At 66.3% G+C, this 25,770-nt stretch carries 21 protein-coding genes; 9 read left to right on the top strand and 12 right to left on the bottom strand.

The features are described 5' to 3' along the window. Positions 1-107: 107 nt before the first annotated feature. On the top strand, positions 108-1,271 hold the full coding sequence (locus C5C07_RS18615) for a pyridoxal phosphate-dependent aminotransferase (protein WP_004977983.1): 1,164 nt from the start codon (positions 108-110) through the stop codon (positions 1,269-1,271). Between the two features lie 37 nt (positions 1,272-1,308). On the opposite strand, the gene C5C07_RS18610 is transcribed toward C5C07_RS18615, so the two are convergent. Next, positions 1,309-3,321: a histidine kinase N-terminal 7TM domain-containing protein gene (locus tag C5C07_RS18610; RefSeq protein ID WP_115805828.1), complete on the bottom strand. Its 2,013-nt coding sequence runs from the start codon at positions 3,319-3,321 to the stop codon at positions 1,309-1,311. 148 nt (positions 3,322-3,469) lie between these two features. On the opposite strand from C5C07_RS18610, the gene C5C07_RS18605 reads away from it, so the two are divergent. Next, a complete protein-coding gene (locus tag C5C07_RS18605; protein ID WP_004977987.1) occupies positions 3,470-4,060 on the top strand; it encodes a TetR/AcrR family transcriptional regulator in 591 nt (196 codons plus the stop codon). Next, positions 4,057-5,523 carry an MATE family efflux transporter gene (locus tag C5C07_RS18600; protein WP_115805788.1) on the top strand — a complete coding sequence of 489 codons (1,467 nt, stop codon included), beginning with the start codon at positions 4,057-4,059 and terminating at the stop codon, positions 5,521-5,523. The genes C5C07_RS18605 and C5C07_RS18600 overlap by 4 nt, the downstream gene beginning before the upstream one ends. A gap of 28 nt (positions 5,524-5,551) precedes the next feature. On the opposite strand, the gene C5C07_RS18595 is transcribed toward C5C07_RS18600, so the two are convergent. Genes C5C07_RS18595 through C5C07_RS18585 form a run of 3 tightly spaced genes read right to left on the bottom strand, consistent with a single transcriptional unit; the run spans position 5,552 to position 8,398 of the window. Continuing rightward, complete coding sequence (locus C5C07_RS18595) at positions 5,552-6,610, bottom strand: proline racemase family protein (protein WP_115805787.1); 1,059 nt, start codon at positions 6,608-6,610, stop codon at positions 5,552-5,554. Next, positions 6,607-6,930 carry a hypothetical protein gene (locus C5C07_RS18590; protein ID WP_004977992.1) on the bottom strand — a complete coding sequence of 108 codons (324 nt, stop codon included), beginning with the start codon at positions 6,928-6,930 and terminating at the stop codon, positions 6,607-6,609. The genes C5C07_RS18595 and C5C07_RS18590 overlap by 4 nt, the downstream gene beginning before the upstream one ends. 1 nt (position 6,931) lies before the next feature. Beyond that, a complete protein-coding gene (locus C5C07_RS18585; RefSeq protein WP_081605266.1) occupies positions 6,932-8,398 on the bottom strand; it encodes a sodium-dependent transporter in 1,467 nt (488 codons plus the stop codon). A 360-nt stretch (positions 8,399-8,758) separates the two neighbouring features. On the opposite strand from C5C07_RS18585, the gene C5C07_RS18580 reads away from it, so the two are divergent. Beyond that, positions 8,759-8,983 carry a hypothetical protein gene (locus C5C07_RS18580; RefSeq protein WP_233510453.1) on the top strand — a complete coding sequence of 75 codons (225 nt, stop codon included), beginning with the start codon at positions 8,759-8,761 and terminating at the stop codon, positions 8,981-8,983. A 271-nt stretch (positions 8,984-9,254) separates the two neighbouring features. Here C5C07_RS18580 and C5C07_RS18575 read toward each other — a convergent pair whose 3' ends face one another. The 3 genes from C5C07_RS18575 to C5C07_RS18560 all read right to left on the bottom strand — a co-directional run bounded on the left by C5C07_RS18575 (position 9,255) and on the right by C5C07_RS18560 (position 11,710). Continuing rightward, on the bottom strand, positions 9,255-9,995 hold the full coding sequence (locus tag C5C07_RS18575; protein WP_004977998.1) for a helix-turn-helix domain-containing protein: 741 nt from the start codon (positions 9,993-9,995) through the stop codon (positions 9,255-9,257). A gap of 352 nt (positions 9,996-10,347) precedes the next feature. Continuing rightward, positions 10,348-11,040 (bottom strand): hypothetical protein, encoded by a 693-nt coding sequence (locus C5C07_RS18565; RefSeq protein WP_115805785.1) that lies wholly within the window; start codon positions 11,038-11,040, stop codon positions 10,348-10,350. Between the two features lie 58 nt (positions 11,041-11,098). Beyond that, positions 11,099-11,710 carry a hypothetical protein gene (locus C5C07_RS18560; RefSeq protein ID WP_115805784.1) on the bottom strand — a complete coding sequence of 204 codons (612 nt, stop codon included), beginning with the start codon at positions 11,708-11,710 and terminating at the stop codon, positions 11,099-11,101. Between the two features lie 191 nt (positions 11,711-11,901). On the opposite strand from C5C07_RS18560, the gene C5C07_RS18555 reads away from it, so the two are divergent. Further along, positions 11,902-12,141: a hypothetical protein gene (locus tag C5C07_RS18555; RefSeq protein ID WP_004978002.1), complete on the top strand. Its 240-nt coding sequence runs from the start codon at positions 11,902-11,904 to the stop codon at positions 12,139-12,141. Positions 12,142-12,518: 377 nt separating this feature from the next. Further along, positions 12,519-13,817 (top strand): ATP-grasp domain-containing protein, encoded by a 1,299-nt coding sequence (locus C5C07_RS18545; RefSeq protein ID WP_050460380.1) that lies wholly within the window; start codon positions 12,519-12,521, stop codon positions 13,815-13,817. Between the two features lie 207 nt (positions 13,818-14,024). On the opposite strand, the gene C5C07_RS18540 is transcribed toward C5C07_RS18545, so the two are convergent. The 3 genes from C5C07_RS18540 to C5C07_RS18530 all read right to left on the bottom strand — a co-directional run bounded on the left by C5C07_RS18540 (position 14,025) and on the right by C5C07_RS18530 (position 16,229). After that, positions 14,025-14,453, bottom strand: coding sequence for a type II toxin-antitoxin system VapC family toxin (locus C5C07_RS18540; protein WP_004978004.1), 429 nt, complete (start codon positions 14,451-14,453; stop codon positions 14,025-14,027). Next, the gene (locus C5C07_RS18535) at positions 14,450-14,725 is read right to left on the bottom strand and encodes a hypothetical protein (RefSeq protein ID WP_004978005.1); all 276 of its coding nucleotides are present in this window, start codon (positions 14,723-14,725) and stop codon (positions 14,450-14,452) included. Before C5C07_RS18535 ends, C5C07_RS18540 begins: the two co-directional genes overlap by 4 nt. A 73-nt stretch (positions 14,726-14,798) precedes the next feature. Next, positions 14,799-16,229 carry a twin-arginine translocation signal domain-containing protein gene (locus C5C07_RS18530; protein ID WP_004978007.1) on the bottom strand — a complete coding sequence of 477 codons (1,431 nt, stop codon included), beginning with the start codon at positions 16,227-16,229 and terminating at the stop codon, positions 14,799-14,801. Between the two features lie 393 nt (positions 16,230-16,622). On the opposite strand from C5C07_RS18530, the gene C5C07_RS18525 reads away from it, so the two are divergent. From C5C07_RS18525 to C5C07_RS18510, 3 genes are all read left to right on the top strand, one after another. Next, complete coding sequence (locus C5C07_RS18525; protein WP_004978008.1) at positions 16,623-17,879, top strand: polysaccharide deacetylase family protein; 1,257 nt, start codon at positions 16,623-16,625, stop codon at positions 17,877-17,879. Positions 17,880-18,201: 322 nt separating this feature from the next. Next, positions 18,202-19,317 carry a glycosyltransferase family 2 protein gene (locus C5C07_RS18515; protein WP_004978010.1) on the top strand — a complete coding sequence of 372 codons (1,116 nt, stop codon included), beginning with the start codon at positions 18,202-18,204 and terminating at the stop codon, positions 19,315-19,317. A gap of 73 nt (positions 19,318-19,390) precedes the next feature. After that, positions 19,391-20,437 (top strand): DUF1616 domain-containing protein, encoded by a 1,047-nt coding sequence (locus C5C07_RS18510; RefSeq protein WP_394338709.1) that lies wholly within the window; start codon positions 19,391-19,393, stop codon positions 20,435-20,437. Positions 20,438-20,626: 189 nt separating this feature from the next. Here the strand turns inward: C5C07_RS18510 and C5C07_RS18505 are convergent, their stop codons facing one another. Both C5C07_RS18505 and C5C07_RS18500 read right to left on the bottom strand, forming a co-directional pair. Next, complete coding sequence (locus tag C5C07_RS18505; protein ID WP_115805781.1) at positions 20,627-23,386, bottom strand: hypothetical protein; 2,760 nt, start codon at positions 23,384-23,386, stop codon at positions 20,627-20,629. 456 nt (positions 23,387-23,842) lie between these two features. Further along, positions 23,843-25,363: a lipopolysaccharide biosynthesis protein gene (locus tag C5C07_RS18500; protein ID WP_004978016.1), complete on the bottom strand. Its 1,521-nt coding sequence runs from the start codon at positions 25,361-25,363 to the stop codon at positions 23,843-23,845. Positions 25,364-25,770: the final 407 nt, after the last annotated feature.

Raw genomic sequence — 25,770 nt, 5'->3', positions numbered from 1 at the left:
CAGGAGGTACGTCGGCCTCATCGCATTAAAACGTTCGTCGGGGTGTGCGACTCGGGCTCCCGATGGCGTCCGCCAAGCTTCTTGTGTCAGCCAGTCCCAGCCCACGTATGCCACATCCGACCGCGTTCTCCCGGCCCATCGGGAGCGAGCGCGTCGCGGGAACCCGCGAGTCCGTCATCCGGGAGATGACCCGCGAGGCGCACGAACACGACGCCATCAACCTCTCGCAGGGCATTCCCGACGAGGACGAGACGCCGGCGAGCGTGAAGGAGGCCGCCAAGGAGGCAATCGACACGTCGAGCCAGTACACCATCACGTGGGGGCTCCCGGAACTCCGCGAGGCGGTCTCGGAGCGCTACGCCGAGTGGAAGGGCGTCCGCTACGACCCCGAAACAGAGGTCACCGTCACCACCGGGACGAGCGAGGCGGTGGTCTCGACGCTCCTCGCGCTCTGCGACCCCGGCGACGGCGTCATCTACTTCGAGCCGACCTACGAGAGCTACATCCCGGCCGTCCAGTTCGCCGGGGGAGAGCCGATGCCGCTCGACATCACCGACGGCCTCGAACTCGACGCCGGCGCGCTGTGGGACGCCGCCGAGGACGCGTCCATGCTGATTCTCAACCACCCCCACAACCCGACGGGGAACGTCTTTTCGCCCGCCGAACTCGAACTCGTCGCGGAGGTCGCCGAGGCGGAGGACCTCGTCGTCGTCACCGACGAGATATACGAGCACATCGTCTACGCCGACGACTACGTCAGTCCGGTCGAAATCGACGGACTCGCGGGCCGGACCGTCGTCTGCACGGGGCTGTCGAAGACGTACTCCGTGACGGGCTGGCGCGTCGGGTTCGCGCTCGCGCCCGAGCCGCTGTCGGCCGAACTCCGGAAGGTCCACGACTACACGAGCATCTGCGCGCCGACGCCGTTCCAGCGGGCGGGGGTGGAGGCGCTTTCGCTCCCGGCGGACTACTACGACGACCTCTCGGACTCGTACGAACGCCGCGGCGAACTGCTGTACGACGGGCTCCGGGATGTGGGCCTCGACCCCGTGAAACCGGACGGCGCGTACTACATGCTGACGCGCTATCCGGGCGACGCCGACGACGCCGAGTTCGCGCACCGACTCGTCCGCGAGGCCGGCGTCGCGGTCGTCCCCGGGAGCAGTTTCTACACCGAGGGGTCCGCGGACTGGGTCCGGTTTACCTTCTCCCGCAACGAGGCGACCATCGAGGAGGCGCTGCGACGGCTCGACGAGAACCGCTTCTGGTAGGTCCGGTCGTCCCGGCTCGGCGGTCCGCAGGCGGCGGTTAGGCGTCGTCGGACGACGCCGAGCTCGACGCCTGAACCGGGTCCTCGGCGCGTTCGACGCCCCGAATCACGAACCGAGCGCCGGCGTCCGCGGCGTCCTCGTAGCCGACCGACCAGTCGTGGGCGTCGGCGATGGTGCGGACGATTGCGAGGCCGAAGCCGGTGCCGTCGGCCGCGGTCGTGAAGCCGGATTCAAAGAGCTTCGGGCGGTCTTCCGACGGGACACCGGGCCCGTCGTCTTCGACGTAGAAGCCGTCCCGAGTCGCGCCGACGGTGACGGTCACGCCGTCGCCGGCGTGCTCGACGGAGTTCCGAAACAGGTTCTCGAACAGTTGGAGGAGCCGAGTCCGGTCCGCCATGAACGACGCGCTTTCGGCCACCTCGAGCGCGGCCGATTTGGTGTCGACGTTCGCCCACGCCTCGGTCGCCACGGCGTCGAGCGAGACCGTCTCGCGCTCGTCGACCGTGCCGCCGCGGGCGAGCGCGAGCACGTCGGTGATAATCTCGCCCATGCGGTCGTGGGCCGCCTCGATTCGCTCGACGTGGTCCGGGTCGGGGCGCTCCGCCCCCTTCACCAGTTCGAGGTAGCCCTCCGCCACGTTCAGCGGGTTGCGCAGGTCGTGCGAGACGACGTTCGCGAACGTTTCGAGCTGCTGTTCGTGCTTGCGCCGGTCGGACACGTCGTGGGCGTTGACGACGACGCCGCCGACGACGGGGTCGTCCAGAAGGTTCCGACACCGGACGCTGAAGACGCGCCACCCGCGGGTCGAACTACGGAACCGGAGTTCGGCGGTGGCGTCCTCGTCGGGGCGCGCCAGCGCCTCCCGGAACGTCTCGACGGCGGCGTCCTCGTCGTCGGGGTGGAGGAACCGCGCCAGCGACCGAACCTCGCTCGGGTCCGCGTCGGCGCCGAGCGTCTGCGCGGCCGAGTCGCTCAGGTAGCTGACCGAGCCGTCGGCGTCGAGGACGAAGATGAGGTCGGAGGCGTTCTCCGTGAGCGCGCGGAACCACCGCTCGCGGACGCGGCGCTCGGTGATGTCGTGGAGGATGTGCAGGTGGCCGCGAACCGCGTCACGGCCGTCGGTCACGGCCGACCTGTCGACCTCGAAGTAGCGCGCCTCGCCGTTGTCGTCGACGACCCGGAGCTCCCCGTCGGTTTCGAGGGCCTCGGCGACCTCCGCGTCGAACACGTCGGCGACGGGCGTCCCCAGCGACGAGGGCTCCACGTCGAAAAGCGCCCTCGCCGACGGGTTGGTGTCGGCCAGCCGGTCCTTTCGGTCGACGACGATGACGGGGTCTGCCATCCGCTCGATGACGAGGTCCCGCGCGATGGGGCTGATGTCGAGGATTCGGTACCGCGAGAGCCCGATGGCGAGCAGCGACGACGTGGCGGCGAACGAGATGGCGATGGGGTTCGCGGGCGAAAACGGCGTCCAGAGATACACCGCGCCGACGATGGGGGGAACGAGAACCGCGACGAACAGAAGGAGCGCTTGCTTTCGGTATATCTGTCGGCTCCGCAGGCAGTGGATGCCGAGGACGACGAGCGCGGCCCCGACCGCGACGTAGCTGTAGACAATATCCACCCAGAACAACGGTCCGTAGACGACATCGGCCGTCGTGATTCCACCGGTGGTCGAAAACGACAGCGACTCCCACAGCAGCGTGTGGAGTCCGAGCGCGTTCGTTACCGCCCCCACGACGGTCAACGTGGGCCACACGGCGAACAGCGCGGCGGTGCGGCGAGAGACCAACCGCTCGTAGCCCGCGATTTCGAGGGCGAAAAGCAGGGTGAAAAAGACCGCCGCCTCCGCGGGTATCAAGATGAGAACGTACCACAGGAGGCGGGCGGACGCCGAGTCGGCGAGGAGGTAAAACGCCTCGACCAGCGCCCAGCCGCTGGCGCTCAAAGCGAGGGCGATGAACCACCGTCCGGTCGGTTCGTCGCGGTACTGCCAGCCGTAGCTCGCGACCCCGGCGGAAATCGCGGTCGCGAGGAGAAGCGCACCCACGTACGGTGACAGCGAGAGAGGCACTACACTCGGGTACCCGGCTCGGCCACTTAGAAACTCTGGCAGACGGCCGGCCGTGAGTCGCCCTGACGAAGGGGTTCGCGGTCCAAAGTCTCTTAACTGACCGGTCAGTAAGCCGGGACAGAAGATGGACGCAGAGACCAGGGCCGAGATACTCGGGGCGACCAACCGGGCGCTCTGCGAACACGGGTACGCCGGCCTCACGGTACAGCGAATCGCGGACGAGTCGTCGGTGACGAGCGCCGCGATTCACTACCACTTCGACACGAAAGAGGAGCTCCTCAACGCCTTCCTCGACGACCGAATCGAGCGATTCGAGTCGAAGTTGTCGTGCGGCGCGTCCGACCCCGGAAAGCGGCTCGACGCGGTTCTCGACGCGGTGTTCAACCCCGAGGACCCCGACGTCGACGGCTTCCCCGTGGCGCTCATGGAACTGAAGGCGCAAGCGCCCTACCACGAACTGTTCCGCGAGCGCTTCCTCGACCTCGACGACGTGATGCGCGGAACCGTCGCCGACATCGTCCGCGACGGCGTCGAAACGGGGGTGTTCGATGAGACCGATCCGGCGGAAATCGCGCGGCTCGTCACGACCATGAGCAACGGCGCGCACGCCCGCGCCGTCGCGCTCGGCGAACACCCCGCTGAGACCCGGCGGGTCGTCGAAGACGCCCTCGAACTCCACCTCGGCTGGACGCCGGGGTCGGAGGTGGACGAATGAGCCTGTTCAAGGGACAAGAGGAACTCAACCTCACCGAGGGCGGCATCGTCAAGCCGCTTCTCTACCTGTCGCTCCCCATCGTCGTCACGAACCTGCTCCAGACGGCGTACAACCTCGCGGACACGTTCTGGCTCGGCCAGTACTCGACAGAGGCGCTCGCGGCCATCTCGTTCGCCTTCCCGATGGTGTTTCTCCTCATCTCGCTCGGGATGGGGCTGTCCGTCGCCGGGAGCGTCCTCGTCGCCCAGCACACCGGGGCCGAGGAGACGGACAAAGCCGAGTACGCGGCCTCCCAGACCGTCACGTTCGCGTTCCTCGGGTCCGCGATGCTCGGCGCGCTCGGCTACCCGCTCGTCCGCCCGTTCCTCGATTTCCTCGGGGCCTCGCCGGACGTGCTGCCGGGCGCGACGGCCTACATGCAGGTCATCGCGCTCGGTCTGCCGTTCATGTTCGGCTTCTTCGTGTTCATCTCGCTGATGCGCGGAGCGGGCGACACCATCACGCCGATGCTCGTGATGTTCGGGACCGTCGTCCTCAACGTCGTCCTCGACCCGTTTTTCATCAACGGGTGGGCGCTGGGCCCGATTCAGTTCCCCGAACTCGGGATTCAGGGCGCGGCCATCGCCACCGTCATCTCGCGGGTCCTCGCGATGGTCGTCGGCATCGCCATCATGGTATCGGGCACCAGAGGCATCCAGATTCACCTCACGGACATGCGACCGGACTTCCGGTACCTGCGGAAGATTCTCCGCATCGGCATCCCCGCCAGCATCGAGGGGACGGGCCGCGCGCTCTCCATCAACGCGCTTCTCATCGTCGTCGGCCTGTTTTCGACCTCCGTCGTCGCGGCGTTCGGCATCGGGACCCGCGTGTTCTCGGTCATCTTCCTCCCGGCTATCGCCGTCGCCCGCGGCGTCGAGACGATGTCCGGCCAGAACATCGGCGCGGGGAAGTACGACCGCGCGGAGCAGGCGAACTACGTCGCGGCCAAGGGCCTGTTCTTCGTCCTCGGCCTGCTCGGACTCGCCATCTTCCTCGTTCCTGAGCCCATCGTCTCGGTGTTCACCACCGACGCGGCGGTCCTCGACGTGGGGGCGCAGTTCCTGCGGTACGTCTCGCTGTCGTTCGGCTTCATCGGCATCATGCGGGCCTTCACCGGCGGCTTCCGTGGCGCGGGCAAGACGCTCATCGCCGCGGTGATATCGGTCGTCACGCTCGCCGGTATCCGGCTTCCGGTCGCCTTCGTCGCGTCGCAGGGGCTCCTGCCGACTGACTTCTGGTTCCTCGGGAGCATCGACGTGCGAGGAATCTGGATCGCGTTCTTCGTCTCGAACGTCGCGGGCGCGTTCATCGCGTGGCTCTGGTTCCGCCGGGGGACGTGGCGCGAGGGCGACGTGCGCGGGACGCCGGCCGGCGGCGAGTTGGAGAACGACGACGTGGAACTATCGAGCGGGATGGACTGATTCGGAAAAAGGAGGCGGTCCGAACCCGCTACTCCGCCGAGATGCTGAACCCGGAAAGCGAGTCCTTCGCGTCTTTGACGAACGTGTGTTTTCCCGTGATGCGGGCCGAACCGGTGATGAGCGGCGTCGTCAGCGTCACGCCGTCCCGCTCTTCGGCCGCGACGAGTCTGCCTTCGAAGCGCGTGCCGACGATGCTCTCGTGGAGGTACGACTCGCCGATGTCGAGCGCGCCGGCGTCGTGGAGGAGCGCCATCTTCGCGCACGTTCCGGTCCCACAGGGCGAGCGGTCGACCTGTCCCTCGCCGAAGACGACGATGCTCCGGTCCACCTCGTCAGGCGTGCCGTATATCTCGGTAATCGAGACCGAGCCCGCCTCGCCGGTGAGCGGGTGGACGATATCGAGGTGCTCGTTGACGGCGTCGCGGATTTCGAGGCCCCAATCGACGAAGGTCGATGCGTATCGCGGTTCGACGGGCAGGTCGAGCTGGTCGCTGTCGACCAGCGCGAAGAAGTTGCCCGCGTAGACGACGTCGACGCGGAGCGGCGAGTCGAGAAACGAGACCGGGACGGTCGCCTCGTCGTAGACGAACGACCGGACGTTCTCTATCGTGACGCGCTCGACGCCGCCGTCAGGCGCGTATTCGGGCGTCGCCTCGACGAGTCCGGCCGGCGTCTCGACGCGGACGGTCTCGCGTCGGTCGAGTCGCCCCAGTTCGAGGAGCGCGGAGACGACGCCGATGGTCCCGTGGCCGCACATGTCGAGATAGCCCCGACTGTCCATGAAGAAGACGCCCAGGTCCGCGTCGGGACGGGTGGAGGCGACGACGACCGCTCCGAACATGTCGTCGTGGCCGCGGGGCTCCCGCATCAGCAGGTCGCGTACCCAGTCGTGGGTCTCGGCGAACGAGTCGCGGCGCTCCCGAACCGAGTCGCCCGCGAGCGCGGCGCGGTCGATGCCGTCGACGACGATGCGGGTCGGTTCGCCCTCGGTGTGCGTGTCGATGGTCGTGAACGACGCGTCCGTGGTGAGGTCGTCGAACTCGAACTCACTCTCGTTCGCGAGTTCGTCGGCGTCGTTTCCGTTCATTCGTCCACCAGTTCGAGCCGGGCGATTTGCTCGTCTGACCAGTCGTAATGCGGCTCGTCAATCGCTCGGAGCGACCGCACGCACTCGTTGTAGCGGCGGCGGGCAATCGGCGCGTAGGGGTCGTCGGGGTTCGCGCGAATCCACTCGCGGAGGTCGGATAGCGCCCGCGGCGAGTAGCTATCGACGTCGTCCTGTTCCCGTAAGAGCGCGAGTTTGCGCTCCTCGGTTCGGAGCGACCTGACGAGGACCGCGGCCGCGACGCCGGGCAACAGGAGGAGCGAGACGAGCATCGAGACCCACGTGAGCGTCGAGAGGGCCATCTCAGTCGTCACCCCCCGGGACGGCCGCGGAACCGGACGGCGGCTCGTCGCCGACGACGCTCATCACGACCGTGCTCACGACGACGAGCGCGGCCATGAACGCGACGCCGAGCAGCATCAGCCGCTGGTTCGACGTACCGATGCTGGAGTAGACGCCGTAGCCGAGGATGAACACCATCACGACGGGGATGACGTACTTCACGACCGGATTCCACCACGGGCCGACGTAGATGCCGGCGTTACGGTTGAGGTCGAGAACGCGGGCGCGCTCGGGACCGAACTTCCACGCGACGAGCGCGATGATGGAAAGCGTCGCGAGCGGGAGGCCGAAGCTCCCGAACATGAAGTCCATCCGCCCGAGGAACGCCGACGAGTAGGCGCTCGGGAGGCCGAACAGCCAGATAGCGCCGCAGGACGCGAGCACGGCACCCGTCCGAGAGAGCCGCGTCTCCTCCGAGACGGTGGTGACGGCGACCTCGGTGATGCCGAGGCCGGAGGTGAACGTCGCGAAGAAGAAGGAGACGAAGAACACGATGGCCCACAGACTCCCGCCGGGGAGTTCGGGGAACACCTGCGCCATCGAGATGAAAAGCAGGTTCGACCCGGCGCTCGGTTCGAGTCCGAACGCGAAGACGACGGGGAACGTGGCGAACACCGCGAGCAGGCCGATGCTCGTGTTCCCGATGGCGGTGAACAGGCCGCCGCCGAGCGGCACGTCGTCGTACCGGCTGAGGTAGCTCCCGTAGGTCAGCGCGATACCCCACCCGAGACCCGTCGAGAACAGCGCCTGACTGAGCGCCGCGACCCACGTACTGCCGCGGGTGAGGTAGCCCCAATCTGGCGTGAAGACGAACGCGACGCCTTCCATGCCGCCGGGGAGCGTGATGCCGCGAATCGAGACCGCCACGAGCGCGACGACGAGCAGCGGAATCATCCACTTCACGACGCGCTCGATGCCGCGGCGGATACCGAACACGAGGACGCCGGCCAAACCGGCCATCGTCACCGTGTGCATCCCGACGACGAGCGCCGGGTTGTTGATGAAGCCATCCCAGAACGCCTGCGGCTGGAACCCCGGCTGGGTGAACGTCATGAGCACCGAGTGGCCGGCGTAGTAGAGCGCCCAGCCGATGATGGGCGCGTAGTACGACATCAGCGCCACGTTGACGATGAGGACCACGAGGCCGAGACCCTGCGCCCGCTTGCTCCCGAGGACCTGCTTGAACGCCCCGATGACCCCGTTGTTCGTGTAGCGGCCGATCATCGTCTCGGCCATCAGTCCGGGAACCGCGATGAGGTACAACAGGAGGATATAGGCCACGAGGAAGGCGCCGCCGCCGTTTTCGCCCGTCGTGAACGGCATGCGCCAGATGTTGCCCGCGCCCACCATCGCGCCGAGCATCGCCATGAGGAAGCCGAACCGGCTTCCCCACTCCTCTCTCGCCGTTCTCGCCTCTGAGTCTGACATGATAATCCTACCCAGAGCCTTGAACAGGAGGTAGTTATACGGATGTGCTACTATGGTCGGGGTCGTCAATGGAAAATATATATGAACGCTGTTGTAATGGGTTTGATAGTCCCACGATATTCCGAAATTAATCCTCATCAGGAGGTCTCTAAGGGTTTTGAGGATTAGGCACCAAACATCAACAGCTGGGAAGTTTCGACCCGAATCGTCGGCCGGACCGTATCATAGTCGGGGATGGGTATATAACCGCGAAGCGAACACCACCGGTATGGTCACGACCAGCGACGAGCGAGTCGAAGACGACCGGACGCCGAGAGACGAACGCCGGACGAAACGCGACTCGGAAGCGCGTCGGTGTGCGTGAGAGAGCGGGCGGACGAGGTCGAGCGGGCGGTGCTCGCGCTTCTCGACCGCCGCGGACCGACGCCGATAGACGAGATACTCGCCGGAGTGGACGGACATCCGATCGAGATAGAACACGCCTGTAGCCGACTCCAGCGGGCGGGCGAACTCCGAAGCCGGAGTTGCGGCGTGTACGCTCGCCCGACCGCTCACCAGGGCCACCCTCCCATGGACAGACACTAGTATAACTCGCCCTCCGCCGAGGACTCAGCCATGACGAACTCAGTCACGGGGCGACTGTCGGCCCAACGATGCCCGGAGTGCGGTTCGGAGACGCAGACGCGACACGGAATCGAACGCTGTACGGACTGTACGTGGCGCGCGCCACAGGGGGCCGACTGAACGGAAAGACGCTGTCGGTACCGCGGGCGCGACCCGTCGAGCCGACACCACCGTGTCCGGAGTAAACCGGGGAGAAAGTTATCGAATCGAATAACGAGCGGGGTCGACGGCGTTACGGAGTTGACTCCGCGTACTGGTTGAGGAGTTTCGCCTCGGCCTTCCGGAGATGTTCGAGCAGCGTGGTCTTCGAGATGTCGAGTTCGTCGGCCAGTTCCCGCGTCGTCGTCGCCCGCGGCCACGTGTAGTAGTCGCGCCGGCAAGCGAGTTCGAACACCTCGCGCTGGCGGTTCGAGAGCTTGTCCAGTTGGTGCGAGACGTGGTTCTTCGCGCCGGCGACGGAGGTGACCTTGGTGACGATGATTTCGGCCTGATTCGCCGCCTCCAGCGAGTCGAGGCGCTCGCGGAGGTCGGCCCGGTCGTCGGTGTCGATGACCGGCCAGTACTCCCATCCGTCGTCGACGCGGACGGGCGCGTCGTGGACGAAGCCGTGCGACAGAAGCGAGTCGGTCATGCTGTTTTCGGGGTCGTACTCGACCATCATCTCCCGCGTCGTGTTACCGACGTTCGACGCGCCGTTGTCGAACTCGTGGCGGGGGCTCAACTCGGAGACGGAGTCGGTCAACCGCGACCGCTCGGTCGCGCGGACGAAATCGTCGATGTCCTCGACCCGGTCGGCGTAGACCGTGAAGTGTCCCTTGACCGTGTCTTCGGGCGTGTTGTACACGGTGTGAGCGGTGACCCCGGCGTCGACGTTCTCCGTCACTTCCAGCGTCCAGCAGTCCGGGTGCCAGACCTTGAGCGTGAGTCTGGTCGGGCCCGTGAGTTCGGAATTCGGTGCGCTAGCGTTCGACATACGACGACGGTTTCGTCCCCGCGGCGTATATATTCAACCGACCATGGGAGGGCGGTATAGCCAACGCTCCCACCCGCGTTCGCCGACGGCTCCGAACCGAAGCCACGCATCAAACCCGAGAACAGACCGCTCGAATAGGGGCGAGTGAATTGCCGCAGACTCCCTAGAGACGGTACTGGACAACCCGGCGATGCGGGAGGCGCTCTCGGTCGTCGTGGAACGGTCGAAGGACACGACATCGACCCTTCGGGGTGGTCGGTCGTCTCGGACTCGACCGCCGCAAAGGAAGCCGAGTAGCCCCCGAGTCGACGGCGTTGGCGGCGTCGACGGTCGCGTTCGGTACCCGCGGCCCTCACTCCAGCGTGAGCGAGAAGCCCCACGTCGCCTCCCGTCTGTCGTCGTCAGCGGACCCCGAGAGCCCGCCAGTGGCGAAGTCAGCCTCGAAGCGGAACTCGCCGACCGGGAGACAGCTCGCTTCCTCGTCCTCGGACTGGGCGACGCCGTAGAGGTTCAGCAGCTCCGACCGCGACTCGCCGGGTTCGAGCGAGAGAATCCGGTACTCCTCGGTCACGGCGATGTGGTCTTCGAGCCGCCAACAGCCCGCCTCGGCGGGATACTCGCCGTCCGCGGGGAGGAAGATGAGGTCGTTCGTCGTGTCCGAGACGTACTGGAAGAAGACCGTTCTCCCCTCGCCGACCTCGACGACCTCGTCGCCGGTGTTCGTCAGCGTGATGCGGACCTGCGGCGGGTGGTCCTCGGTCGCGAGGTCCTCCGTTATCTCGATTTCGTGTTCGACGGGCACGTCGGGAGTGTCGTCGACGCCGACGAGCGAGATGCCGGGACCGCCGGACGGGCGGGTGCCGCCGGTGCCGTCGTCGGTGCCGTTTCCGTCCGGGAGGTCGTCCGTCGTGTCCGTCGGCTCGTCGGTCGTCTCGTCGTCAGTCGTCGCGCCGTCGTCCGACCCGCCGTCGCCGACGCAGCCGGCGAGGAGACCGAACGAGAGGAGGGCGGTCGAACCGAGGAAGGTGCGTCGTGTCAGGGACATACCCGTTAATCGTCGCGGACGGGAATAACCCTACGCGAGAGTCAAATCGCGATTTGAGTCACGGGGCGGCGTCGCGGTGGCTGCGGTAGTGCTCCCACTCCGCGTCGGTGCCGTAGTGGACGAGCAAGTCGGTCGCGGTCTGCTCTGCGACCCCCGACGCGCGCCTGAGCGCGGCGGTGTTCCGTTCGAGCACCGCGGCCGCGACGGCGTCCGCGCCCCCGAAGTGCTCGAAGAGCGCCCGCGAGACGCGGTCGCCGGCGTTGGGAACCGGCGCGCAGGCCGCCCGGATGCGCGCCCGTTCGGCCCGGTCGTCCACGCGGTCGACCCACGTCCGAACCCACGCGGCGACCGCCTCGCGGTCCTCGTCCGACGCCGGCGGCTCGAACTCGCGGACCGAGTCGTCGACGACGCCGCCGAACCGCGCCGAGACGGAGAGGCCGCCCGGATGCGGGAGGACGTGGACGCCCAGCGAGTCGCCGGGGTCGATACCGACGAGCACCGCGGGGACGGCCTTCTCGAAGCGGAGCGCGAAGTTCGCCGGCCGCGGCTCGCCGGGGGGATAGATGACCCACTCGTCGCTCGGCAGTTCGACGCGCTCCGGAAGCCAGCCGAGCGCGTCGCTCTCGGCGGGGGCGGCGTCCTCGGTCGCCGGGTCTGTGTCGCGTGTCACGTCGGTCCCTCGCTCGGGGGCGTCGGAAATCGACGCCGTTCGTCGCGTGGACGGACTGACCGGGCGCTGATAAGACACGCGGTTACGACTGCCGGGCGACGCGGACTGTCACGCGGAGCGACCGATTACCACGCTCGGCACGAACTACTCACACCCGGCCGCTCAAGTACATCGAGCACGAACGCGTCTCTATGCCCGTCGTAGAAGTCAATCTCCCGGACGAACTGCTCGTCGAGTTCGAACAGCTCGTCGACGAAGAGTTCATCAGCGAAGAACAGGCCGTCGAGGAGCTCCTCTCGATGGGAATGGACGCCTACGGTGCCCCCGTCGACGACGAGGACGGCGTCCAGTCCGACTTCGTCCAGAGCGCCCAGAACAACCTCTTCGACACCGCCGGCGACCCCGGCGGACTCGACGACGACGTGCTCTGAGGCGGCGACGCTCCGCCTGAACCGTCGGCACCGCGGCACCGCGCCGAACCGAACCGTTCTCGGACGAGAGCGTCTGCCTCGCCGACTCGGCAGGTCCGCTGACCGTGGAGACCATCTCTCTCGCCCCGGTATGCTGTGGATAACCGAGCCGAAACCGTCGGTTTTCTCGACTCTCACGAATCGAATCCGGTCGGGCGCGTTCGAATCCGCAGTTCGGTCGGCGACGCGACGAACCCCCGACGGCGCAGTCTGACCCCGTCGCGGACGGCCGCCCACGCTCTGACCCCCGAGTCGAGCGGTCAGAACCGACTCCCGGCACCGACCCCGAACCCGTTAGCGGACCCATACTAATTCCGTCACCGCGCGACGGTTCAGGCATGTCCAAACGCGCGCACGCCCGGAACTCGGTGCTCGTTCCGTCGGGCAACTACACTTGCATCCGGTCGCTCGGCGAGCGGGGAATCCACACGGTGATGGCCTCCGAACACGACGACACGCCGGCGGCCTCGTCCCGATTCTGCGACGAACTCGTCCGCATTCCCGCCCCGAAAGACGACCTCGTTGCCTACAAGGACGCCCTCGTCGGCATCGCCGCCCGACCGGACGTGAAGACCATCATCCCGACGCGGCCGGAAGACGGCTACATCTTCTCGAAGTACCTCGACGAGTTCGAGCAGTACGTCGACCTCGTCGTCCCCGACTTCGAGACGCTCCGCCGGGTCCACGACCGAAAACTCCTCTACGAGGCCGCCGTCGAGGCCGGCGTCCCCATGCCGCGGACCCGCCTGTTCAGCGAGGTCGAGGCGTTCGACGAGCCCTCGATTATCAAGCCGCGGTACAACGTCGTCGCCGGCGAGTACGTCGACAGCTACGACCCCCACGAGTACGACATCGTCAAGAGCGTCCGCCACGTCCGCCCCGGCGACCGCCCGGACCCCGACGAGATATACGCCGAGATGAAACACGACCCCATCGTGCAGGACTACGTCCCGACCGAGGACAAGTACATGTTCGCGGCGCTGTACGACCACGGCGAGCCCCTCGCGACGTTCCAGCACCTCCAGATTCGCGGGAACTCCTACACCGGCGGCGGCGGCGTCTACCGGACTTCGGTGTACGACCCCGAACTCGAATCCGTCGCGCGGAAGCTCCTCGGCCACATCAACTGGCACGGCCTCGCGTGCATCGAGTACCTCAAGGACGCCGAGACGGGCGAGTTCAAACTCATCGAAATCAACCCCCGGATGTGGCAGTCGCTCCCCTCGACCGTTCGCGCGGGCGCCGACTTCCCGTACTACTACTGGCTGCAGGCGACCGGGCAGAAACACCGCATCGAACCGGGGTACGAACTCGGCGTCGGCACCCACTACCTCTGGGGCGAACTCGGCTACGTGATGAGCGTCCGCCGCGACGACTCGCCGCTCGTCGAGCGCCCGTCGCTCGCCAAGACCGTCTGGGAGGTCGCCGCCTCCATCTACCACGAGCCGAGATTCGACCTCGCGCGACTCGACGACCCGGTTCCCTTCGCCCGCTACGTGCACCACGCGCTGTTCAACCGGGGCGGCGACGAGACCGAAGAGGAACCGACCGCCGACCGCGACGGAGACGGAGATGAGTCGGACGAACCGAGGACCGGCATCACGCTGACGCCGGGGCTCAACTTCAGGGGTCGCTGAGCAGACTGGGTGTCGCCGCGTCACCACTCGCCGCGAGGCTGTTTGAATTCCGAGCGCGTGCCGAAGTGGCGTGCTGGGCGGAGAGGATGTCGTCAGACAGTAGTGATTTTATTCCGCGTAGAATTTTATGGAAATCCAGTTGATAGGTATGTCAAAGAGTAGGTGAGCCGCCAACGACTCGGCTCGAACAGGTCGGAGAAGACACCCCTAGTATCTCGGTTCGATGCGGTCGACGAGTCCATCGAAATCCGTGTCGAAACTCAACACGGCGTCGATGCCACGCGACTCGCACAGCGAGACGATGGTCGCATCGGTGAAGCTGAGGTCGTGGTCCTCGTATCGACGGAGCGTCTCCAGCGACGCCCGGACGTCGTCCGGTTCGACGTGAATCAGCTCGAACACGTTCGGAAACGGTTCCTCGCCGAGAATGCGACTGGCGACGGTATCCGCAGCCTCGAACGAACCCGTTCGAGCGCGCGTGAGCGTTACCGTCTCGTCGAGGACGTAGTCGTTCGTGTACGGCTGTCCGAACTCCCCGTCGAACAGTTCGTCGAACGCGCTGACGGCTTGGTCGTGCCGGTCGGCATCCGTATCGTGGTGCGCGAAGAACACGCCGGTATCGACGAGGACGCTCATCCGTACAGCACGTCGTCGATGTCGTCTTCCGTCGTCGTGACGCCGGACGAGACCATCCCGTCGTGGAACTGCTCGCGCTCGGACTCCGAAAGCGGGACACGCTTCTCGCGGAACGAGTCGATGAGGTCCGCCTTGGACTCGACGGCGTTCTCGACGAGCCGCGCCAAGACTTCCTGCTGCGTCACTCGCGTCCCGGTCTGCAGCCGAATCTCGGCCTGTAACCGTTCGAGACGAGATTTCGTGTCGTCGTCCATCTTCACCGACGTGGCCATGTTCGCTGGTAGAACATGCTACTGGGTAAGGTTTGCTACCAGTCTGACTGGAGAAATACGGACCGGCGTCGGCTCACTCGTCGCGGAACGCGCAGGTCGCGGTGTAGGACACGTTATCGAGCAGGAGTTCGACGCCGCGGGTCCGGGTCGGCGGGCCGCTGACGTTGATGCTGGATGACTCGACGGCGCAGTTCGACGCGCGGTTGACGAGCACGCCACCGACCCGGCCGTTCGGCAGGTGGATACAGCTATCGACGATGCGGGAGCCGTTTCGGTTCTCGTCGACGACGACCGCCGAGCCGTAGGGTTGGCTCTCGCACGCCCCCGAGATGGTGACGTTGTCGAGGACCATCCCCCACGGCTCCCGCGCGATGTCGGTGTCGACCGGTCCCGCGTAGATGGTCTGGACGCCGGTGTCGTTGACGATGCGGCAGTTACGCAGGGTGAAGCCGCCGTGGCTCCCGTACGTCGGGGCGGTGATGATGCCCGGAGAGGAGGGACTCGACCGGAAGATGAAGTCGCAGTCCTCGATGAGAACCCCCGTGTAGCCGTGGCCCGTCGAGTCGATGCGGAGGCCCTCGGGACTGTCGAGTCTGTCGCCCTCCCGCGCGTGTTCGTTGAGGTTGTCGGCGTCGACGATGACCGTCGCGCCCTTGATCCACGAGGTCTTCGTGGGGTGGTCGCCCGCGGAGATGCGCATGTTGGTGTTGTCGTTGTTCTTGAACAGGCCGCCCTCGACGCGGAGGACACCGCGGGTGTGGGTCGCGCGGAACGACGACGACCCGCGCTGTTCGATGTGGCAGTCTATCATCCTGACCTCGCCGACCGACCGCTCGGTGATGCGAATCCCGGCGACGCCGTTCGGGTAGCCGGGGAGCGCCGCGCCCTCGCGCATGTAGACGCGACGGATGACGTTGACGCCCTCCACCGAAGTGCAATCGAAGAGGAGCAGTTGGTCGCGCGCGTGGCTGTCCGTGGGGGTTCGACCGAGCCACTCGACGTCCTCGATGAGCGCGCCGTCGTCGTTGGCGAGCCAGATGTCGGCGCTCGTGGTGTCGTCGTCGGTCTGCTGGACGGAGAAGTTCTTCAGGACGTGGTGGTCCCCGCTCGTGATTCGGAGCATCCGGAACCGCTCGCCGGGGTCCGCCGGCGGGAAGACGAACTGCACGTCCTTGTGGGAGTCGCCGAGGCCGACGAGTCGGAAGTTCGAGACGCCGCGGTCCCAGTCGTGCTCGCGGGTGATGAGGTAGTCTCCCGGCGGGAACTCGACGGCCGTGTCGTCGCCGTACACCCCGTCGAGGATGTCGTCGACCGGCTCTTGGCCCGTCGGGTCCATCCCGAGGTCGTCGACCGCGTCGAAGACGGTGAGGTCCGGTTCGGGCGTCGGCGTCTCCTCGGTCGTCGGCGTCTCGGTCGGCGTCTCCTCGTCCGGCGTGTTACAGCCGGCGAGCGCGGCACCGATGCCGACCGCGCCGAGCGTCTTCAGGTAGGTTCTGCGATTCACCGGCGACCACCCGCGTGCTCGGGGCGTTCCCGGTGACTGTCGGGCGTCCGTCGAGCGTCGGGGCCGGGTCGCCTCGAAGGGCGAGACGAGAGTTGGAGAGAGAGGGACCGACGTCGGTTACACATGTTTCCCGTCAGTTGGACCGGGGAGGTGATTGGTAAACGGTGTGTAACCGCGGGTGGCGGGGAGAAAGCCCCTGAATTCGGGCGGGTCGACGGCGGCGAAACGGGCGAGAGACTGTGCGAAAGGACGGGTCAAAATCGGCGACAGTCGCGGTTTCCGACGCCGTCAGTCCGTGGCTACGGAAATTACGAGTGGCATTACTATCGACTCGTGACGACAGTTATCCGTATGAAACTATCACGGCGTTCGTATCTTGGACTGAGCGCCGCCGTGCTCAGCGGCTGCGTCGCGAGGGGCGGTGAATCGGCCGGTACTCCCGAGGCGACCGCGACGAGCGAGCCACCGGTCCCGACGCCGCGGTTCAGCTACGACGACCCGAGCGTCGACGCGGCGGGCGACCCGCTGGCGGTCGCGTTCAACAGCCGAGAGCGGTTCAGAGACGTTGGATGGCTCGTCGACGACTTCGAGGACGAACGGCTCTGGGGGACGTTCGCGGGGCGGTACGCCGTCGAAGAGGACGTCGTCTACTGCGGGACGCAGTCGCTCCGGCTCGAAGCGACGCCGGACGACGAGCGGGTGTGGATTTACCGGACGTTCGAGGACGGTATCGACCTCTCGGAGGCCGACCTCTCGCTGGCCGTCAACCTCGAAACGCCCGACACCGAGGGCATCACGGTTCGCCTCGCCGCGCCCGACTACGACAACACGCTGCTTCTCGGTCGGCACATCTGGAAGGCAGGCTGGCAGCGCCTCGACCTCGGTCCGCAGCGCGTCACCGGGTCGCCGGACCTGACGAACGTCACCGAGATAAGCATCCAGCTGTACACCGGCGGTGGCACCGCGGCGCGGTTCTACGTCGACTCGCTCCGGGCCAAACCGCGGGCCGGCGCGGGGTCGGTGATGATAACGTTCGACGACAACACCCTGAGTCAGTACGACACGGCGTATCCGATACTGGAGTCCCACGGCTTCCCCGGCGTGGTCGGCGTCATCCCGTGGACCGTCGGGTCGAGCCACCGCATCCCGCGGTCGGGGATGGACGAGATGGTCGAGTCGGGGTGGGACATGGTGAGCCACCCCCAGCAGTCGGACTCGTTCCGCGTCCTCTCGCCGGCCGACCAGCGCGCGAGCATCAGGGAGTCGAAGGCGTGGCTCGTCGAAAACGGGTTCGAACGCGGGGCCGACTTCATCATCTGGCCGTACGGCCGGTACAACGAGTCGGCGCTCGACGTCGCGAGCGACTACCACTACCTCGGGTTCGTGACCGTCGGGGGGCCGACCGGCGCGATATCCGACCCGCAAATCGTCGGCCGGACCGACGGCGACGACGTGCAGAAGGCGAAGAAGGCCCTCGACTTCGCCGCCCAGTACAACCAGCTCGCGGTGCTCATGTACCACGACGTGACCGGAGAGGGACGCTCCGTCAGCCCGGCGGCGTTCGCCGAGACGATGGACTACATCGACGAACTCGGGCTGGACGTGGTCACCGCGTCGAGCTACTGGGACTCGATCCGAGACACCATCTGACGCCGCGGTTCGCCCGGTACGCCGGCCCGAGTACGGCGACATGCTGCTTTTCAAGACAGTCTCGACGGACGTGATACGGATTCGATTAGTCGCGGTTTCGTGAACGTTAGACAGCCGTTCTAACCGTCCTAAACGCCTGAAATTCGGCTTTACATACGTGTTGCTGACGACTAACAAAGACCCGAACGGCCCAATCACCGGATCGAAGTATCGATGTTCCTACGCACTCTCCAACTCGATTCGCGGCCGCGGGACGACACGCCCGGCGGCGGCGGACCGGTCGACACGCCGCGTTCAACACAGGGGTCGCACGCGAGGGGCGATGTACCGCGGTAACGCCGTCGGCGTCGTCGTGCCCGCGTACAACGAGGCGCGGTTCGTCGGCGGCGTCGTCGACACGCTCCCCGCGTTCGTCGACCGCGCGTACGTCGTCGACGACCGCTCGACCGACGGGACGTGGGAGGAGATTCGGCGGCACGCGGCGCGCGCGAACGAGCGAGCGGCCGAACCGGTCGTCGCCGCGGCCGACGGCGGCGCGTCGCTCGACGGGCGCGTCGTCCCGATTCGACACCCGGTCAACCGCGGGCGCGGCGCGGCCGTCAAGACCGGCTACGAGCGCGCTCTCGCCGACGGGATGGACATCGTCGTCGTGATGGACGGCGACGGACAGATGGACCCGGATATCATGCCCGCCATCATCGACCCCGTCGTCGACGGAGACGCCGACTACGCCGTCGGCGACCGACTCGCCGCGCGGGACACCCGCCGGGGAATGCCGCCGTGGCGACTGTTCGGCAACCTCCTGCTGTCCGGGCTGACGCGCATCGCCAGCGGCTACTGGCACATCCGCGACCCGCAGAACGGCTACACGGCCATCTCGGCGGAGGCGCTCTCGGAGCTGGATTTCGACCGGCTGTACGACCAGTACGGCTTCCTGAACGACCTGCTCGTGAACCTGAACGTCGCGGAAAAGCGCGTCGCCACCGTGCCGATGCGCGCGCGCTACGGCGACGAAGAAAGCGGTATCAGGTACTCGACGTTCGTTCCCGGGCTGTCGTTCCTCCTGCTCAGGGACTTCCTCTGGCGGCTCCGCGTTCGATACCTCGACGGCGGCGTTCACCCGGTGGCCGTCCTCTACGCGCTCGGCGTCGTGAGCGTCCTCGCCGGCGCGCTCCGACTGGTCGGCGGGGTCGCGTCGAAGGACCGACCGGGCCGGCAGTCTCTCACCGGACTCCTCGTCGGCCTCGGGTCACTCGGCGGCGCGATGGTCCTCGACAGCCGCGAGAACGAACGGTTGCGAGTCGCGGCGGAGCCGTCCGCGTCGTTCGAGCGGAGCGCGTCGAACGGGGCACAGCCGTCGTCCCGCGTCGACGGTGCCGACGAGACCGACGAGAGAACTGAGAAGGGGCCAGACGGCCGCGAGATAGTCGGGAGTTAGTCACCTCGTACCGCCGAAATCAGGGGTGTGAGGCGCTCAATAACAACAGCCTAGTCGCGTCATCTAGCCGGTAATGGGGTCTACATCACACAGCAAAGGACGGTTGAACCAGGCACTCGACGAACTCTCGTTGGACGTGCCCACTGCGCTCCTCGTCGTCGTCTCGAGTAGCCTCGTCGCGGTTCTCGACGTCGTTCCGACCGTCGAAGCCCTCGTCGGACTCCCCGTGCTGCTGTTTCTTCCCGGTTACGCGCTGTTGCTCGCGCTGTTTCCCGCCGGGTCGTCGGGCAATTCGGGCGAGGGACCGTCGTTCGGCCGGTTCGAGTGGCAGCCGGACCTCGGCCTCACGGAGCGATTTGCGCTGGCTTTCGGGATGAGCGTCGCGCTCTTGCCGGTGGTCGGGCTGGCGCTCCTCTGGGCTGGCGTCGGACTGAACGCCGCGCCCGTCCTGCTCGCGCTGTCGGCGATCATCGTCGGCGGTCTCGCCGTCGGCGAGGTGCGGCGGCGACGACTCCCCGAGGGAGAGCGCTTCCACGTCCCGATTCGGCGCTGGTACGCCGACGTGGTCCGGTCGTTCGACCAGTCCTCGCGGGTCGATTCGCTCCTGAACGTCGCGCTCGCGTTCGCCGTCCTCCTGGCCGTCGCGAGCCTGAGCTACGCGCTCGTCGCACCGGGGACGGGCGAGTCGTATTCGAGCCTGTCGCTTCTCACGCAGGACGCCGGCGGCGAGTTCGTCGCCGCCGACTACCCCGAGGAGCTGACGGTAGGCGAGCAGACCGAACTGTTCGTCTCCGTCGCGAACGCCGAGGGGGAGGCGACGAGCTACACGCTCGTGGCCGAACTCCAGCGCGTCGAGCGGACGAACGGCGAGACGACGGTCGTCGAGCGACAGGTGCTCGGGTCGCGGACGGAGACCGTCGCGGACGGCGAGACGTGGCGGACCCGCCACACGTTCGCCCCGGCGCTGACCGGCGAAGACCTCCGTCTCACCTACTTCCTGTACGAGGGCGACGCGCCGGCGGAACCGAGCACCGACACGGCGTACCGCTCGGCGTACGTCTGGCTCACCGTGACCGAGGAACCGACCGAAGACGCGGCCGCCGGCGACGACGCGGCATAACCGCGTCGTACTGGCGTCCGAACTCGGTCCTCGACGTACTGCGTCGCCGAACGCGGCGGTCGCTCGGACGCGCGGGGAAAACGGAGAAAACCGCGTCGAAGCGCGAAAATTGGGTGCCTCTGTCGCCTGCGGCGTCACCGCGCGAGCGACGCGCCGTCTACTGTTCTGCTATTCTGCCGTGCTGTCGTCTCAGCCGTCGTTGTCTTCGAAGGTCAGCGCCGCGTCGCCGGTCAGGTTCATCTTCCTGATATCACCCGAGAACCGGAAGGCGTCGACGCCGTCCGTGACAGAGCCCTTCACCTTGCCGCTGGTGACGCTGTCGTCGCTCTCGATCGCCCCGACGAGCGGGTCGTTCAGGATGTCGCCGGAGACCATGAAGTCGTACGTCGTCTCCGTGCCGTCGCCCTCGACCACGAGGGTGTTCGGCAGCGAGAACACGCTGGGGTCGACCCGCGTGCCGTTGACGTAGACCTCGGCCTCGCCCTGGAGGAACGACAGCGACGTAATCGTGCCCGTGAAGGTGTACGTGTCGTCGACGCCCTCGGTGGTCACCCACCCCGTCGCGGAGCTTTCGGACACGTCGTCCCACTCCTCGATGGTGTCGCCCGAGGCTTCGAGCGTGCCGCTGACACTGACTTCGTACTGCGTCTCGACGCCGGTGCCGACGAGGCGCAGTTCGTTCTGGCTGTCGGTGGAGTCGTCGGTCGAATCCGTCGAGTCGTCCGTGCTCGAATCCGTCGAGCCATCGGTCGAGGAATCGGTCGTGGCGTCGGTGACCGTGCTCTCGGTCACCTGCTCGTCGTCGACGTAAATCTCGGCCTCGCCTTCGACGAAGCCGAAGGAGGTGACGCTTCCCGCGAAGTTGAACGTGTCCTCGACGCCCTCGGTCGTAATCCAGCCGCTGGCGGAGGTGCCGTCGATGGTGTCCCACGTCTCGACGGTGTCGCCCGAGGCTTCGAGCGCGTCGCTGACGGTGAACTCGTAGTTGGTCTGCGTGCCCGTGCCGACGAGTCGAAGCTCGTGCGAGAGGTCGGTCGTCGAGTCCGTCGTCGAATCGTCCGTCGAATCCGTCGAGCCGTCCGTGCTCGAATCGGTCGACGAGTCGGTCGTGGCGTCGGTGACCGTGCTCTCGGTCACCTGCTCGCCGTTGACGTAAATCTCGGACTCGCCTTCAAGGAAGGAGAACGAGTCGACGTCGCCGGAGAACGTGTAGGCGTCCTCGACGCCCTCGGTCGTAATCCAGCCGGTCGCGGTGCCGCTGGAGATGTCGTCCCACTCCTCGATGGTGTCGCCCGACGCCTGCAGCGAGTCAGTCACGGTGAACTCGTACTGGGTCGTCGTGCCCGTGCCGACGAGGCGAATCTCGTTCGGGAGGTCTTCGGTCGTCGAGTCGTCCGTCGAGTCCGTCGTCGAATCGTCGGTCGTCGAATCCGTCGAGTCGTCCGTGCTCGACGAGTCGCCGCCCGTGCTGTCGTCGGCGCTCGGGAGCGGACAGGAGTCGCTGCTCGTGATGTTGCTCGTGTCGACGTCGGAGCCGCTGAACACCGTCGCCTGCCCGGAGACGTTGATGTTCGAGTCCAGAATCTCGCAGTTCGTGGCGTCGTTGACGAGGACGCCGTCCACGTCGCCGTTCGGGAAGTGGATACAGCTGTTCTGGACGGTCGAGCCGTTTCGGTCGTTGTCGATGCAGACCGCCGCGCCGGCGGGCTGGGACCGCGTACTCCCCGTGATGGAGACGTTCTCGAGGTTCACGCCCCACGGCTTGTCCGCGGTGTCGGTGTCGACGGAGTCGGCGTGAATCGTCTGGACCGACGTGTCGTTCTGGATGCGGCAGTTACGCAGGGTGAAGCCGCCGTGGCCGGCCCACGTCGGCGACGAGACGATACCGCGCGAGGTGGGACAGGACTTGAAGATGAAGTCACAGTCCTCGATGAGGACGCCGGCGTAGCCGTTGCCGGTGGAGTCGATGCGGAGGCCCTCGGGGCTGTCGAGGCTGTCGCCGTCGCGGGCGTGCTCGTTGAGGTTGTCCGCGTCCATGATGACCGTCGCGCCCTTGATCCACGAGGTCTTCTCGGGATGGTCGCCCGCGGAGATGCGCATGTTGGTGTTGTCGTTGTTCTTGAACAGGCCGCCCTCGACGCGGAGGACGCCGCGGGTGTGGGTCGCGCGGAACGACGACGACCCGCGCTGTTCGATGTGGCAGTCGACGAGGCGAATCTCGCCGACGGAACCGCCCTGCACGCGGATACCCGCGACGCCGTCGGGGTAGCCGGGGAGTTCGGCACCCTCGCGCATGTAGACGCGGCGGGCGACGTTGACGCCGTCGACGGAGGAACAGTCGTACGCGAGGAGCTGGCGGCGAGCGTCGTTGTCGGTGGGGGTGCGGCCGAGCCACTCGACGTCCTCGATGAGGCCGCCGTCGTCGTTTATCATCCAGATGTCAGCCGTGGTGGTGTCGTCGTCGGTCTGCTGGATGGAGAAGTTCTTCAGGACGTGGTGGTCCCCGCTCGTGATTTCGAGGAACCGGTACTTCTCGCCGTTGTTGCCCGACGGGAAGACGAACTGCACGTCCTTGTGGGAACTGCCGGTGCCGACCATCCCGAAGCGGGAGACGTCGTCGTTCCAGTACTGCGTCTCGGTGGCGAGATACTCACCCGGAGGGAATTCGATGAGCGTCCCGCTCCCGTACGCGGCGTCGAGTTGGTCGTCTATCGGTTCGTTTCCGTTGGGGTCCATTCCAAGGTCGTCCACCGCGTTGACGACGCGGTCCCATTGGATACCGAAGCGCTCCTCTGGTCCAGACGCAGCCGACGCGACGCCGGCAGAGAGGGCAGTCGATGCGGCCATCGCACCGAGTTTGAGGTAGTTCCGCCTGTTGAGTTGCGATTCGAGGATGGAGTCTGAATCCGCCGCAGATTCGTCGTCATCTCCATCGGTTAGTCGTACCATACCCGAGGAAAGCCCTCGTTAAGGTGATAATCATTATTGCGAGGTATAATCAGGTTGGCTACGATTACTTGCGGGATTGATTCGGATGGAGGCCAGTTAGTTACCAGTTGCATTCCAAAGACACACCTTATATTCTTGCGGAAAAATATCAACTAGATATGTATATTCGACCAGTTCGGCAGTCAAAAACGACCACTTAATCGGTACTATACGGGTCAAATCGGCATCCGGTGTCGAATCAGAATCGGTCCGTGAAACGTCTCTCCTCGTCAGATAATTAATCTATGAACTGGTAATTACGCTCCCACCGAATCTTGCGAGGGCGTTCGTTTCACCGCACCCACATATTCTGACGGGGTTCTGATAGTTTTGATTCACGGTCGAGGTTCAGCTAGCAATGAGAGTCAGTCGAATCGACCACTCGCCGGGTTCCGGTGGGGCGGCCGAACGCCCGCCTCACTTCGACATCACCGAGACGAGTTCGCGGAGGTTCTGTTTGACCCGCCAGTCGAAGAGCGTCATGAGCGACGCCGCGCTGACGGCGTAGGCGACGACGCCGATGGCGACGAGGAGCGCGAACTCGACGAGGGGCGACCCGACGCGGTTCTGCGCCGCGAGGACCGCCAGCGCCATCGCGCCGCTGGCAGCGACGGGGTACGAGAGTTCCCGGAGGAACCGTCGGTACGTCGTGCCGAGCGTTCGTTTCATCTCGCGCGCGTAGAGCGGGACCATCGGGAACGCGAGGATGCCCGTGACCGCGAGGGCGGTCCCTTCGATGCCGTAGGCGCTCGTCGCGGGGACGATGGCTATCGCGAGCAGGGCGACGCGGAGGAAGCCGAGTTTGGTCTGGACGTCGGGGCGGCCGACGGCGCGCCAGACGGGGTTGAACGTCGCGAAGAGCGTCCGAAAGAGCCCGTAGGCGACGAGAATCTGCATGGCGAGCACCATCGGGAGCCAGTCCTCACCGAGGAACGCCCCGACGAAGGCGGGCGCGACGAGGTAGATGCCGACCGACATCGGCAGCGCGACGAAGGCGGTGAGCCGGAAGGTGCTGAAGAACGCCTCGCGGAGGGCGCGTTGGTCCTCCTGAAGCTTCGAGTAGGTCGAGAACATCACGCTGGAGACGACGACGGCGATTTCGGTCGCCGGCGCGTTGGAGATGCGGTAGGCGAGCTGGTAGTAGCCGAGCGAGGTCGCCGTCAGGAGCCAGCCGACGACCGCGTCGTCGCCCTGTCCGTAGAGGAACTCGACGATTGACGACCCCGTGACCCACTTCCCGTAGCCGATGAGTTCGGCGGCGTACGCGCGGTTCAGCGCGGGGCGCGGGCGGTACGGGTGCAGGAAGTAGGTCGCGACCGACCGGACGCTGGCGTCGGCGAGGTAGCCGAAGATGAGCGCCCAGACCGTCGGGCTGACCGCGGCGTAGCCGAGCGCGACAACGACGTAGGCCGTCGTGCCGCTGACCCGGTAGGCGAACTCCTTGTGGAACGCGAGGTCCTTCTTGAAGTAGACCATCGCGGGATTCCGCAGCGCGAGGAAAATCGGGACCAGGGCGATGGCGCGGATGAGGTCCCGCGCGGCGGGCTCGCCGAACAGCGAGGCGAGCGACGGGGCGGCGAGGTAGAGAATCGAACTCATCAGCAGGCCGCGGAGGAGTTCGAGCGTGAACGTCGTGTTCAGGTACTCGTCCACGTCGTCGTCGACGCGCTGGATGAGCGCGGCGTCGATGCCGAGGTTCGTCAGACTCAGAAGCGCCGAGATGGTGAGGAGCGCGATTCCCATCAGCCCGATCGCCTCCGGGCCGAGCAACCGCGCGAGGACGATGAACATGACGACCTTCAGCACCCGGTCGAGGACGTTCATCGCCGAGACCCACATCCCGCTTTTCACCGTCCGCTCCGTGAGGTCGCTGTCGTCGTCGCCGGGGACGAACCGGCGGCGAATCGTCCGGACGACCGAGCGAATCTTATCTCTCATCGAACGCACCTCGCGGGTCGCCGCTTCGGCGAGGACCCGGCGTATTCACGAACGGTAACACTCGGCTACACATCGGCTCAGGAGCCGATTAATTATTGACTCGCTACTGGATTCCGGCGGGGTCGCGGTTCCCGCAGGCGCGAGAATTAGGCGCCGTTTGACGGGGGAGGAAACGAGCGGTCGGGCGGTGGGGGGCGACGAGCGGCGAGACCGAGTCGGCGGCTCGAAGCCGTGCGGTGACATTCAGCACACACCGATGAGCGCGAGGAATATGCGTGCCGGCTCGGAAGTTGAAAATCGCGGTGTTTTAGGGTGCTCGAAAAGTGATAAGAATCCGAGTTCAGAAAGTTCGTGTGGCCTAAAACTACCACACAAGCCCTGAATCCCTCGTGTTTAGGTACCCCTAA

This window comes from Haloferax sp. Atlit-4N (genome assembly GCF_003383025.1).
Taxonomy (GTDB): domain Archaea; phylum Halobacteriota; class Halobacteria; order Halobacteriales; family Haloferacaceae; genus Haloferax; species Haloferax gibbonsii.
This window is presented reverse-complemented; position numbering and strand designations above follow the sequence as displayed.